Raw genomic sequence first — 13,493 nt, 5'->3', positions numbered from 1 at the left:
CGAGTATTCCCTTGAGAACCGTGGAAGACTACCACGTTGATAGGCCGGGTGTGGAAGTGCAGCAATGCATGAAGCTTACCGGTACTAATCGTTCGATTGGCTTGATTGTTCTCATTGCTTATGTTCATCGAAGATGAACCATAAGCCATCTGTTTTGTCCTCACGCTGTCGCCGCAAGGCGGCTGCGCTGCGGACGGCGCGCCAAACGATTGGCGACGCGCTCTGCGCTTGCGGCCTGTGGCCGGAACGCGAGCAACAAAACGTGTTCAAAAATATAAGAAAGAGGGTTTCCCTCGCCAGCTTCTCATTTTGGTTTTACCCCGCATCTGCGGTGTGGAAATCGCTCTGGCCGGTGTCGCCTCCTTTGGGGGTGTCCGTATGGCCAGCACGGCTGCCCTTCGAGCGACGAGCGAGAAGGATAAGCTAGCCGTGCAAACTAAGAGCGAGATTTACACCTGCACTGCAGGTGTAAATCTTGCCCTTAGTTGACCTGGTGGTTATTGCGGGGTGGCTGCACCCGTTCCCATTCCGAACACGGCCGTGAAACGCCCCTGCGCCAATGGTACTCCGTCTTAAGACGCGGGAGAGTAGGTCGCTGCCAGGTCTGCTAAAGGCAAGAAAAATACCAAATACACTCTCTTCTCTTCATCCTCCGGCCCAGCCGAGAAAACAGGCCGCCCTCAAGCGGCCTTTTTGCTTCGGTAAGATGCCGGTGTATGAGTACACATTCAAAGGCTGTCTTCTCGCTTGAAAACAGCCCGTTCTGCTAAAGGTCTCTGCCTGATACGGAACATCAAGGCGACAAATTCTGCGAATTTGCGCTGAAATGAACAAGGGAAGGCAAATACGGCCCAACCTGTAAGCGACAAACCTTCGGTTTGCGCTATTGACGAAAACCGCCATAAGGCGGTTTCCTTGTCGCGATATTCGGCTTCGCCGAATACGCTGGTAACGCGACAAATCCTAACGGATTTGCACGGTTCCGACATTCTGCTACGCAGAATGCAGAGATACACAGACGCGATTTTGCTAACGCAAAACGCTGGTAACGCGGGGTGGAGCAGCCCGGTAGCTCGTCAGGCTCATAACCTGAAGGCCGCAGGTTCAAATCCTGCCCCCGCAACCAAATCAATACCAAAAACACACAAAAAGCCCGCCATCCGGAAACCGAGGCGGGCTTTGCTGCGTTCGGGAACGTGAACGACGAAAAAGAAAAGGGCACAGAGGCAATCGCCGATCAGCCCGTCGAACACGCATACCGCTCCGCCCCCGTCTCAGCGTCCACACCCGATAGGCTCACACCATAACCCCATAGGTGCCGGACATGGCCAAGCGTGGCGTCGCGGCTGGTTTCCTCCAGCAGGACGCCGTTCTTGATCCGGTGTTGTAACCGTAGTTGCCGGTCGCCGAGCAGATCGACATCGACAACCTGGATATCCTGCTGGTTGGCGGCGACATCGTAGCTTCTGGCCAGCGCCTTGCGGATATCAGAATATCCCTGCTCGTTGTGAATCGAGGCAACCTCGCAATATTTGCTGTCCGCCTCGTCGGTCAGCTGAAACAGCCGGAATTTGCGGATCAGCGCCGGGCTTAGATATTGCAGAATGAACGATTCGTCCCGGTGGTTGGCCCAGGCATCCAGCAGCGTCTCGCGCCATTGGCCGCTGCCGGCAATGCCCGGAAACCAGTCGCGGTCTTCGGATGTCGGCTGATTGCAGATGCGCTCGATGTCCTGCATCATGGCAAATCCGAGCGCATAGGGATTGATCCCGGAACAGCGCGGATCGTCGAAATGCGGCTGAAACACCACGCTGGAATGGCTGTGGAGCAATTCCAGCATCGAGCCTTCGCTGATCTTGCCCTGGTCGAACAGCCTATTCATGATGGTGTAATGCACGAAAGTGGCGCATCCCTCGTTCATCACCTTGGTCTGCCGCTGCGGATAGAAATACTGGGCGATCACGCGAACGATGCGCAGCAGCTCCCGTTGCCATGGTTCCAGGATCAGGCTGTTCTTCTCCAGAAAATAGAGGAGGTTTTCTTCCGGCAGATTGAGAACCTTCTTCCGCTCCAGGGCGTCGCGTTCCGCTTCTGCCGGGTCGGGCCGGCCGGTGGCACGCGGCAGGGTCCGCCACAGATCGCTATAGGTCTGCTCCTCATATTCCAATCTTTCCCGGGCCCGTTCCTGCTCTTTCTTGGAGGACAGGCGCGGCGGGCGGCGGTAACGGAACACGCCCTGATCCATCAGCGCATGAGCGGAATCAAGAATGGCCTCGACGGCCGCTGTCCCGTGCCTTTCCTCGCATTTGGCGATGTATTTCTTGGAGAATTCCATATAGTCGAGGATGGCTCCGGCATCGGTCCATTGCTTGAACAGATAATTGTTCTTGAAGAAATGATTGTGGCCGAAGGCCGCATGGGCGGTCACCAGGGTCTGCATGGCCATGGTGTTTTCCTCCATCAGATAGGTGATGCAGGGATTGGAGTTGATCACCAGCTCATAGGCAAGGCCGTGATGGCCCTTGCGGTAGCCGTTCTCTTCGTAGACGAAGCGTTTGCCGAATGACCAGTGCTGGTACATCAGCGGCATGCCGACGGACGAGTAGGCGTCGAGCATCTGTTCTGAGGAGATGATTTCGAGCTGGTTGGGATAGACGTCGAGCCCGAGTTCATCGAGCGCGATTTTCTCGATCGCGTCATAGGCGTGCGACAGCGTCTCGAAGTTCCAGTCGGAACTGTGGAACAGCAGTTTAGCGCCAGCGTTCTTGGCCATGCCGGGCTCCGTTCAGCTGCGAAATTGCAGGGTTGGCTGCCTGGCGAAGAGCTTTCGAAAGACAGGATAGATGTCGGATGGCCGGGCGATCCGGGTCATCTGGAAATTCGGCCATTCGCCGTCGACGGTGCGATAGGCGCGCCAGAGCGAGGTGCCGTTGTCGGTCGAGCCGAAGATCTCGCTCTCACGCTCGTCGATGATTTCGACATAGGCATAATACTGGCAAAGCCGCATCAGTTCGGAGGTCAAAAGCGAGGCGCAACGTTCCGAATCCCGGGAGGCATTGTCACCGTCGGATGCCTGGGCGGCATAGATGTTCCATTCCTTGGCGGGGTAGCGCTCCTGGATGATGCGCTGCATTTCCTCCAGCGCCGTGGAGACCACCGTGCCGCCGCTCTGGGTGCTGTAGAAGAAGGTATCCTCATCGACTTCTCCGGCCTCGTCTGTGTGACGGATGAAGACGATATCGATCCGGTCGTAGCGGCGTTTCAGGAAGAGATGCAGCAGCACGAAGAAGCGCTTGGCCAGGTCCTTTTCCCGCTCGCCCATCGAACTGGAGACATCCATCAGGCAGAACATCACCGCATTGGCATTGGGCAGCGGCTGGCGTTCGAACCGGTTGAAACGGATATCGACGGGATCGACATAGGGGATGCGGCGGCGGCGGCGTTCGAGTAGATCGAGTTGTGCCCGTAAGGCGGCCAGATTCTGGCGCTGGACGATGTCGGGATCCGGTTCCGTCGCAAGATCTTCGATTTCCTGCGCCAATGCCTCCAGCGTCTTTCGCTTGGGCCGCTGCAAGGCGATGCGGCGCCCGTAGCTGTTGCGCATGGTGCGGCTGACATTGATATTGGTCGGCGAGCCGCTGGTGGCAAAGCCTGCCCGGCGCGGCTTGAAGGCGACCGCTTCCTTGAGGCTGAGCTTGATCATGTCGGGAAGTTCGAGATCCTCGAAAAACAGTTCGAGCACTTCCTCGCGCGACAGAAGAAATTGGAAATCGTCCTCGTTTTCGCCTTTTCCGGCAGCAGAGCCCGAGCCGCCACCGCCCTGTGGTTTATCGATGCGATCTCCCGGCATGTAATCGCGGTTGCCGGGCAAGACATATTGCCGGTCGCCACTGCCGCGGGCGGGCTGAAAGGTCGGCTCGCTGGCGCCCCGAGCCGGCATGGGAACCACGTGGCCAGAATCAACGTCGGCGATCCGCTCGGTCTTGACGCGGTCCTTAATAAACCGTTTCAGCTCTTCGCGGGCCCGCTTCAGAAAACGCTGGCGATTCCCGAGGCTCTTGTCCTTCGGGTTGAGACGGCGGTCGATGAAGTTCGGCATTGGCTACCCCCAGACATCGCTATGTCTCACCCCGCCTTGTTGACGCGCATATACCATTCCACCAGCCTGCGCACCTGCCGCTCGGTGTATCCCCGCTCGATCATGCGATGGACGAATTCGGCATGCTGTTTTTCGCTGGCGCTGTCTTTCTTAGAGCCGAAGCTGATAACCGGCAGCAGATCCTCCACCTGGCCGAACATCTTCTTTTCGATCACTTCGCGCAGTTTTTCGTAACTCATCCAGGACGGATTGCGGCCATTGTTCTTGGCGCGGGCCCGAAGGGTGAACTTGACGACCTCGTTGCGGAAATCCTTCGGGTTGGCGATGCCGGCTGGCTTTTCGATCTGCGACAATTCATTATCGAGGATTGTCCGGTTGAGGTTTTGCCCCGTGTCAGGATCCTTGAAATCCTGATCCTCAAGCCAGGCGTCGGCATAGGCGATATAGCGATCGAACAGGTTCTGGCCGTATTCGCTGTAGGATTCGAGATAGGCCTTCTGAATTTCATGGCCGATGAATTCGGCATAACGGGTGGCGAGCTCCGACTTGATGAAATTCAGATAGGCAGCCTCGGTTTCCTTGGGAAACTGCTCGCGCTTGATCGCCTGTTCGATGACATACATCAGATGCACCGGATCGGCGGCGATCTCCTTGCTGTCGTAGTTGAACGTCTCCGACAATACCTTGAAGGCGAAGCGCGTGCTGACGCCGTTCATGCCCTCATCGACACCGGCAGCGTCGCGGTATTCCTGCACCGACTTCGCCTTGGGATCGACGTCCTTCAGGTTCTCACCGTCATAGACCCGCATCTTGGTATAAAGCGGTGAGTTTTCATGCGGGGTAAGCCGTGTCGAAACGGTGAAGCGGCTGAGGCTTTCCAGGACCTCCGGCGCGCAGGGGTTCTTGGCAAGTTCGCTTTCACGCAGCAGCTTGTCGTAGATCTGCCGCTCTTCGGTGACCCTCAGGCAATAGGGTACCTTGACCACCAGGATGCGGTCGAGGAACGCCTCGTTGTTGCGATTGTTCTTGAACTGCAGCCACTCGGATTCGTTCGAATGGGCAACGACGATGCCCTGATAGGGGAAGGCGCCGAAATTTTCCGTACCGTTATAATTGCCTTCCTGCGTCGCGGTCAAAAGCGGATGCAGGACCTTGATCGGCGCTTTGAACATCTCGACGAATTCGAGCAGCCCTTGCGTCGTGCGGTTCAGGCCGCCGCTGTAGGAATAAGCGTCGGGGTCGGCCTGGCTGAAATTTTCGAGCTGGCGGATATCGACCTTGCCGACCAGCGAGGAGACGTCCTGATTGTTTTCATCGCCGGGCTCGGTCTTGGCGATGCCGATCTGGCGCAAACGCGAGGGCATCAGCTTGACGACGCTGAATTTCGAGATGTCGCCACCGACCTCGTCAAGACGCTTGGTCGCCCAGGGGGAAATCATGCCGGTCAGGCGGCGTCTGGCAATGCCGTATTTATCTTCAAGAAGATCGGCCATGCGCTCGGGATGGAAGAGGCCGAGGGGGGACTCAAACACCGGGCTGATCTGGCCGCCGACCATCAATGTGTAGATCGGACGCAACTCCATCAGCTTCTTCAGCCTTTCGGCCAGCGAGGATTTGCCGCCGCCGACCGGTCCGAGCAGGTAAAGAATCTGTTTGCGCTCTTCGAGGCCCTGCGCGGCATAGCGGAAATAGCCGACGATCCGCTCGATCGTGTCTTCCATTCCGTAGAAATCGGCGAATGCCGGATAGATCTTGATGGTTCGGTTGGAGAAGATGCGGCCAAGCCGCTCGTCGGCGCTGGTTTCAACGAAGTTGGGCTCTCCAATTGCGGCGACCATGCGCTCCTGTGCGGTGGCATACATGCTTTTGTCGTCGCGGCACGCCAGCAGATATTCCTGGAGACTGATCTCCTCCTGCGCTGTGCTGGTATAAATCTCCGAAAACAGATCGAAGACATCGGACTGGGTATTTTGCATCTGCATCATGCTCTCCCGCGGCCGGTTCGTTGAGACGGGATCGCTGCCTATCGGCTCGCTCAACGAGATGAACGTTTCCTTGCTCTCGAAAGTTCCTTCAAATAATTGTTACTGCTGAGAATATCACAACGAAGAGGACCGCACCATTTGGGCGGGACCGACGGATCCTGGATCCTTGTCGAAGGGCGCACCGGTGATCACGCACCTCGCTCAGATCCGAATCACCGCCTTTGATGATCGTTCCGAATTCCTCCCAGCCAGCGTAACACAATAGTGCCGACAACCATCATGCCATCCGCAATGTGCACAACTTTGGGGAGGTGGCGCTGCTTGCCATGGCGGCTGGTATCTCGAAATCCGATCAAGCTGGACGATGCTGCGGGGTTACCCCTGAGCTCTCCAGCCTCCATCGCGCGCGTTCGACAATAGCGGCGTGGCGAAAACCCCGGCAGTTTTTTCAAGCAAGCGGCTGTCCAAATTCGTCAACCGGTCTACCCACCGGCGCGATTGCAGCATGGCGGCGCCAATTGCCACCGGTTCGACACCCGCTATCGTCAGAAGCGACAGACCGGCGACGATGGATGTGCCGCTGGAAATGACGTCGTCGATGAGAACGACGCGGCGGTTTTCCAGAAGTGGCAGCATGCGCGGGTCGATATAAAGCCGCTTTGTCTGGTCCGGCGTGGTGATCGAGGACATCGGCACCGAAAGGTCGGCCTGGTACCAGAACTTTGGCGAGGTTCCGAGCGGAACATAACGACTGTGGCCGAGCGCCCGCGCGACGGCGCTGGCGAGCGTCAGGCCAAGCGTCGGCAGGCCGACGATGACGTCGGGTTGGAACGGTTTCAGTTTTTCGGCAAGCTGAGCTGCCAGCACATCCTGCACCGCAAAGCTTGCCTGGTTGACGATCAGCGATGCCAGGGCATGGGTGCCATCGGACAGCGGGCGGATCGGCAAGCGGAGTTGACGCCCGTCCGTCAGGGTGGCCGGATAAAAATCCCTGTGGGTTTTGTCCGGATCGAATGTGGTTGCGGGATGGATGTCCTGCCAGAAGTCATGCGGCTGCACGGCGTCTTCCTTTGAGCCAGCTGTGAGGGAGGTGTTCGGTTTTCTGTGTTTTTGCTCTATACCGGAAGAACGTCCAGGGGAAGTCTGTGGAGCCCCGGCACACAATGGACCCCCACGATCCAAGGAATTGCCTGCCGATGCGCCTGCCTGAGATTCTGACTGCCGACCTGCCTTTCCTCACTGCGCTGCGCCGCGATCTGCACGCGCATCCCGAGCTTGGTTTCGAGGAAGAGCGCACCAGCGCCATCGTCGCCGATCTATTGGAAAAGGCCGGAATAGCCGTGACACGCGGACTGGGCGGCACCGGCGTGGTTGGAACGCTGCAGATCGGCAACGGCACCCGCAGCATCGGCCTTCGCGCCGACATGGATGCATTGGCCATGCCGGAAACGGCGGAGCGCTCTTACAAATCGACGGTCAGCGGCAAGATGCATGCCTGTGGTCATGATGGTCACACGGCCCTGTTGCTTGGCGCGGCACGCTATCTGGCCGAAACGCGCAATTTCTCCGGCACAGTGCATTTCATTTTCCAGCCGGCGGAAGAGGGTCGCGGCGGTGCACGGCGCATGGTCGAGGATGGTCTTTTCGAGCGGTTTCCGTGTGATGCCGTTTACGGCCTGCACAATATGCCCGGCCTCGATACCGACGAAATGGCCGTGGTTGCCGGGCCGCAGCTCGCCTCCTCGGATAGCTGGCGCGTGACGTTCCGCGGTACCGGCACCCATGGTGCCAAGCCGCATCTGGGCAAGGACCCAATCACGGCCGCCGGAACCTTTCTTGCCGCGCTGCAGACGATCGTCGGCCGGGTGGTCGATCCGCTGCAGCCGGCTGTGGTCAGCGCCTGCTCGGTGCAGGCGGGCAATCCACAGGCGCTCAATGTCATTCCGGATATTGTCGAGATTGGCGGCACCGCGCGGGCCTATTCGCCGGAGGTGCGCAATCAGCTGGAAAATGAAATCGGCCGTCTGGCCAGTGGCACCGCAGCGATGTATGGCATCGCCGCTGACTATGGTTTCGAGCGCCGTATCCCGCCCGTTGTCAACGATGCCGATTCGACCGCGCGTGCGTTGAAGGCTGCCGGTACTGTCTTCGGCGACAAGCTCAGAACCGTCTTTCCGCCATCGACGGCGGGTGACGATTTCGCCTATTTCGCCGGCGAGGCTCCGGGCTGTTATGTTTGGCTCGGCAACGGCCCTGCGGTGGATGGTGCCCTGCACCACAACACCGCCTATGATTTCAACGATGCGGCGATCGGCCCGGGCGTGGCGTTCTGGACGACGCTGGTGGAGCAGGAACTGGCTCCTGTCTGAACAGCAATATTCGCCTGATCATTCTCCGCGCCGACAGCGCTTTCGGTGTGGCCAATGCCTTATGCCTCGGTCCGGTCAACGCCCGGCCATTGAAGGCATCAAGCCTGGCGGTGCAATCCGGCTTCTCAATCTTCTGTTCCCCCAAAAAAGGGCCTGTAGACATTCCGCATCCGCTGCAACCCCTTTCTGAAGGTGTTGTCCATCTCGCGCAGTGTCTTGCGCCAAAGCAGCGCCTCTTTGCTCAGGGCAATTTAGCGGTTTAGCCGGGAGCGTTAGCGCCGCCCCGTTGCTGTTTGCGGAAAAGCATTTCGCCCATCTCGCTCATTCTTTCCGACTGAACCGGCGCGTGGCGGCGGTTCGTGCCCGGCTGGAGCATCAAATTCCCATTCAGGACCGAGGACCCATAAAGAAGATCGGCATCAATCAACATTGGACATCCGACTGTAGGGCGATATGTATTTATTGCTCAACACTATGGACATGATTGTTCACATTCAGTAGCGTTCGCCACACGTATTTATGAAGGGTCTTACAGGTGCTGGTTCTTTCCAGCTTGTCGGTGCTGTCATCATGCGTGTTTCACCACGGCAGACCGCCGGTTCATTCACCCCAATGGCGCAAGAGCAGCCGGAGGCCCGACATGACGCTGCCGATGACTGATCGCAAAATGCTGATTTCGGTCGAAGACCTGACGGTCAATTTTGGCGTGAACCGCGTGGTGGAAAACCTTTCCTTCTCCGTTGCGCCCGGCAAGACCGTGGCGGTCGTCGGCGAATCCGGTTCCGGGAAGTCCGTCACGTCGCTGGCGGTCATGCGGCTTGCGGACATGATGGGGGCAACATTCTCCTCGGGTCGCATCCTGTTTGGCGAAAAGGACCTGCTTCAAACGTCCCAGAAGGCGATGCGGCGCATTCGCGGCAAGGAGATCGCCATGATCTTCCAGGAGCCGATGACGTCGCTGAACCCGGTCTTTACGATCGGCGAGCAGATCTGCGAAGTTTTGCTGCTGCACGAAGCCATGACAAAATCCGCTGCAATGGCAGAGGCGCGGCGGCTTCTGGATATGGTTCGCCTGCCCGATTCCGAACAGCTTCTGAAGCGTTACCCGCATCAGCTTTCCGGCGGCATGCGCCAGCGCGTGATGATCGCGATGGCGCTGGCCTGCCGGCCAAAACTGCTGATCGCCGACGAGCCGACAACGGCGCTTGACGTGACGATCCAGGCGCAGATCCTCTACATCATGCGCGACCTGCAGCAGGAACTCGGCATGGGCATGATCTTCATCACCCACGACATGGGTGTCGTGGCCGAGATGGCAGATGACGTCGTGGTGATGTGGAAGGGCAAGAAGGTCGAGGAAGGCCCGGTTCGCGAGATCTTCGCCAATCCGCAGCATCCCTATACGCGCACGCTTCTGGCGGCAGTACCGCGCCTGGGTAGCATGACAGGGGAAGTCTTTCCCAAGCGCATGCCGGTTACCATGCTGCGCGATGGCGCGCCGGTGACTGTCGGCGAGGAGCGCGTGCAAGACACCGCCCGTTATGATGAAAAGCCGCTGCTTTCGGTTAGGGATCTTTCCGTGAGCTTCGATATCCGCAAGTCCCTGTTCGGCAAGGTAACCCATCGCCTCAGCGCCGTATCTAAGGTCGGTTTCGACATCTACCCGGGCGAGACGCTGGCGCTGGTCGGCGAATCCGGTTCCGGCAAGTCGACCATCGGCCGGACGATCCAGCAGCTGCAGACCACGATGACAGGCGATATCGCGTTCAACGGCAAACCCTTTTCATCGATGTCCAAGGCCGAGCGTTTTCGCCTGCGCCAAGACGTTCAATATATCTTTCAGGATCCCTTCGCCTCGCTCGATCCGCGCAAGACCGTTGGTTTCTCGATCGCCGAGCCGATCAATACGCATGGCCTGATCCCAGGCACGAAAGCCGTACGCCGGCGTGTCGATGAACTGCTTGAGCGCGTCGGGTTGACATCGGCCCATGCGGATCGTTATCCGCACGAATTTTCCGGCGGACAGCGCCAGCGTGTCTGCATCGCGCGTGCGCTCGCTTCCGAGCCGAAGCTGATCATTGCCGACGAAGCGCTATCGGCGCTCGACGTATCGATCCAGGCACAGATCATCAACCTGTTCATGGATCTGCAGGCAGAGCGCGGTCTGGCTTATCTCTTCATCAGTCACGACATGGCGGTGGTCGAGGAAATCAGCCATCGCGTTGCGGTCCTTTACCTGGGCCAGATCATGGAGATGGGCAGCCGCCAGCAGGTGTTCGAGACGCCGCGGCATGATTATACCCGCCGCCTTCTCTCGGCCGTTCCCGTCGCCGATCCGAACAGGGAGCGCAAAAGCACACTCATCACCGGCGACATACCCAATCCGGTTCACCGTGTCGGCGATGAACCAGCCATTCTCGTTCACGAGGAAATCGATCCGGGCCACTTCGTCGCAAAGGTGGCCTGATAACCGCAAAAAAATTGCAAGCAACTGGAGAGGAACAGCGACATGCAAACAATCAAACGGGGACTGACAGCAACCTTCATGGCACTGGCCTTGTCGGGTACCGCTTTTTATGCCGGACCGGCCCTTGCCGCCGGCAAGATGACGATTTCGAGCCCGCAGGACCCCGGCAGCTGGGATCCGATCGACACTTTCCTGGTGCAGTGGGCTGCTGTTTCGACCAATATCTTCGACGGCCTGACCTATCGTGGTGCCGATCTCAAGCTCGTGCCGGGCCTTGCTGAATCCTGGGAAGAACTGGACCAGGGCAAGCGCATCCGCTTCAAGCTGCGCCAGAATGTCAAGTTCCACGATGGCGAAGCCTTCAATGCCCAGGCGGTGAAGTTTACCTTCGAACGCCTGCTCGGCGAAGAAGGTTCCAAGGGGCCGCAGCGCTCCAATTACACCACCATCGAAAGTGTCGAAGTGATCGACGACCATACCGTCGACATGAAGCTGAAGACGCCCGATCCGGTGCTGCTGACCAAGCTTGCGGGTTATGGCGCGATGATTGTTCCGCCGAAATACATCCAGGAAAAGGGTGAGGACAATTTCAACCTTAATCCTGTCGGCACAGGCGCATTCAAGTTCGTGTCCTACACTCCCAAGGTCGATATCAAGCTTGCAGCCAACCCGGATTACTGGGGCGGTGCGCCAAAGCTCTCCGAAGTGGAATACCGTTTCATCACTGAGCCGGCGACGGCTGTTGCAGAGCTTCAGGCCGGCCGTGTCGATCTGGTCATCCCGCCGACCATTCCGATCGGCATGATTCCAGTGATCGAAGGTGACGCAAACCTTGCTATCGTCAGCGTTCCTGGACCGACGGTCGATGCGCTGCGCTTCAATACGCGCGACGGCATCACTGCCGATCCCAAGGTGCGCAAGGCTATCATCATGGCCGTTGATCGCGCAACGATCGTCCAGTCGATCCTCGCCGGCCAGGCTTCCGAGATCGTCAGCTTTCAGAGCGCGCTGTCCTTCGGCTACGATGCGAACCTGAAGGCTGTTGCCTATGATCCGGAAGGCGCCAAGGCACTTCTCGCTGAAGCCGGCATCAAGCCGGGTGCAACCCTGCAGATCGATATCCGCGGCAATGACTCGACCATGAACGAGGTTGCCCAAGTCGTCGCCAGCTACCTGCAGATGGTCGGCATTACCGCAACGATCAAGCCATACGAGACCAATGTCCTGATCAACGACATCATTCCGCAGGGCAAGACCGGCGCGATGTTCCAGCAGAAATGGGGCGGCTGGACGTTCGACTACGACAATACAGCCTATGCCATGTATCACTCCGGTGAAAAGTGGAACCCCTACGACAAGGACGAGACGCTGGACAAGCTGCTGGAATCGCAGCGTCCGCTGACGGACCGCGCGGAGCGGAACAAGATCCTCAAGGAAGTCGGCCGCTACGCTGCCGACCGCGCGCTGGAACTGCCGCTCTACAACAGCAACGCCATCTACGGCATCAGCAAGCGGGTGAAGGGCTTTGTTGCTCCTTCAGACAACCGCCTGAAGCTGACCGACGTCACCGTCGAGTAATCTGAAGATCTTTGTGCCGCCCGGCTAGCGGGCGGCACGTTTTCCCTTACCGTCAAGGATAACGAACGTGGCCGGTTTCCTGATCAAACGATTGCTGCAGGCGATCTTCGTCGTCTTCGCCATCACGCTGGTGGTCTCTTTTGCCATCCGTCTGACTGGCGATCCTGCTCTGATGATGTTTCAGGGCGGTGGTAGCATGACGGAAGAGGACCTGATGCGCATCCGTGCATCGCTGGGCACCGACCAGCCGTTCATCATGCAATATCTGAACTTCCTCAAGGGAATGGTGACGCTTGATTTCGGGCGCAGCTTTACCGGGGGAACCTCTGTTTCAATGCTGATCGGCAATGCGCTGCCGGCCACACTGCTGCTCGCGTTCATCTCCATGTTCGTGTCGATTGCGCTGTCCATACCGCTCGGCATCAAGGCTGCGACTGCAAGAGGAAAGGGCGCCGATCAGGCGATCCGCATTCTCTCGCTGATCGGTCTTTCCTTCCCGAACTTCTGGCTCGCCACCATGCTTGTCCTTTTGTTTGCAGTGACGCTTGGCTGGTTGCCGCCGAGCGGCATGTCGGGATGGACGAGTTATGTCATGCCGGCGGTGACCATGGGCATTATCCTGACGGCAACCAATGTCCGGCTGGTGCGCACCTCGATGCTGGAAACCCTGCAATCGCAATATGTCATGGTGGCGCGCGCCAAGGGGCTCAGCGAAACGACGGTGCTCTACAAGCATGCGCTGCGCAACTGTGCCATTCCGCTCATCACCTATTTCGGCCTGCAGTTCGGCGGACTTCTCGGCGGCATCGTTGTCGTGGAACGTGTCTTCAACTGGCCGGGCATGGGCACGCTTGCCTTTGACGCGGTCTCGGCCCGCGACTACCCCGTCCTGCAAGCCGTTATCACCGTCCTGTCGCTGATGATCGTTGGCGTCAATCTCCTGGTCGACATTGCCTACGGGCTTGTTGATCCGCGCATTCGTACGGAGTAACCGC

General features: G+C 58.5%; 9 protein-coding genes, 1 tRNA gene and 2 rRNA genes. 7 read left to right on the top strand and 5 right to left on the bottom strand.

Annotated features, from left to right (window positions below; all coding sequences use genetic code 11):
- The 3 genes from ACP7E6_RS11675 to ACP7E6_RS11665 form a co-directional block, all read left to right on the top strand.
- Positions 1-109, top strand: a 23S ribosomal RNA gene (locus ACP7E6_RS11675); the annotation flags it as partial.
- 380 nt (positions 110-489) lie between these two features.
- A 5S ribosomal RNA gene (gene rrf, locus ACP7E6_RS11670) occupies positions 490-604 on the top strand.
- 445 nt (positions 605-1,049) lie between these two features.
- Positions 1,050-1,126 (top strand) — tRNA-Met (locus ACP7E6_RS11665).
- Positions 1,127-1,237: 111 nt separating this feature from the next.
- Here the strand turns inward: ACP7E6_RS11665 and ACP7E6_RS11660 are convergent.
- The 4 genes from ACP7E6_RS11660 to ACP7E6_RS11645 form a co-directional block, all read right to left on the bottom strand.
- Positions 1,238-2,773, bottom strand: coding sequence for a SpoVR family protein (locus tag ACP7E6_RS11660; RefSeq protein WP_426229923.1), 1,536 nt, complete (start codon positions 2,771-2,773; stop codon positions 1,238-1,240).
- A 12-nt stretch (positions 2,774-2,785) separates the two neighbouring features.
- The gene (locus ACP7E6_RS11655) at positions 2,786-4,099 is read right to left on the bottom strand and encodes a YeaH/YhbH family protein (protein WP_426229922.1); all 1,314 of its coding nucleotides are present in this window, start codon (positions 4,097-4,099) and stop codon (positions 2,786-2,788) included.
- Between the two features lie 26 nt (positions 4,100-4,125).
- The gene (locus tag ACP7E6_RS11650; RefSeq protein WP_426229953.1) at positions 4,126-6,075 is read right to left on the bottom strand and encodes a PrkA family serine protein kinase; all 1,950 of its coding nucleotides are present in this window, start codon (positions 6,073-6,075) and stop codon (positions 4,126-4,128) included.
- A gap of 384 nt (positions 6,076-6,459) precedes the next feature.
- Entirely contained in the window at positions 6,460-7,143 is a 684-nt protein-coding gene (locus ACP7E6_RS11645; protein WP_426229921.1) for a phosphoribosyltransferase, read from the bottom strand.
- 137 nt (positions 7,144-7,280) lie between these two features.
- Between ACP7E6_RS11645 and ACP7E6_RS11640 the strand changes: the two genes are divergently transcribed.
- Positions 7,281-8,453 carry a M20 aminoacylase family protein gene (locus tag ACP7E6_RS11640; RefSeq protein ID WP_426229920.1) on the top strand — a complete coding sequence of 391 codons (1,173 nt, stop codon included), beginning with the start codon at positions 7,281-7,283 and terminating at the stop codon, positions 8,451-8,453.
- 259 nt (positions 8,454-8,712) lie between these two features.
- Here ACP7E6_RS11640 and ACP7E6_RS11635 read toward each other — a convergent pair whose 3' ends face one another.
- The gene (locus tag ACP7E6_RS11635; RefSeq protein ID WP_426229919.1) at positions 8,713-8,883 is read right to left on the bottom strand and encodes a hypothetical protein; all 171 of its coding nucleotides are present in this window, start codon (positions 8,881-8,883) and stop codon (positions 8,713-8,715) included.
- A 210-nt stretch (positions 8,884-9,093) separates the two neighbouring features.
- On the opposite strand from ACP7E6_RS11635, the gene ACP7E6_RS11630 reads away from it, so the two are divergent.
- From ACP7E6_RS11630 to ACP7E6_RS11620, 3 genes are all read left to right on the top strand, one after another.
- On the top strand, positions 9,094-10,920 hold the full coding sequence (locus ACP7E6_RS11630; RefSeq protein WP_426229918.1) for a dipeptide ABC transporter ATP-binding protein: 1,827 nt from the start codon (positions 9,094-9,096) through the stop codon (positions 10,918-10,920).
- A gap of 42 nt (positions 10,921-10,962) precedes the next feature.
- Entirely contained in the window at positions 10,963-12,498 is a 1,536-nt protein-coding gene (locus ACP7E6_RS11625) for an ABC transporter substrate-binding protein (protein ID WP_426229917.1), read from the top strand.
- A 67-nt stretch (positions 12,499-12,565) separates the two neighbouring features.
- Positions 12,566-13,489 (top strand): ABC transporter permease, encoded by a 924-nt coding sequence (locus ACP7E6_RS11620; RefSeq protein WP_113247276.1) that lies wholly within the window; start codon positions 12,566-12,568, stop codon positions 13,487-13,489.
- Positions 13,490-13,493: the final 4 nt, after the last annotated feature.

The organism is Pararhizobium sp. DWP3-4 (assembly GCF_049898205.1).
Lineage (GTDB): Bacteria > Pseudomonadota > Alphaproteobacteria > Rhizobiales > Rhizobiaceae > Pararhizobium.
Note: the sequence above shows the minus strand (reverse complement) of the source record. Positions and strands in the feature narration are given on the sequence as shown.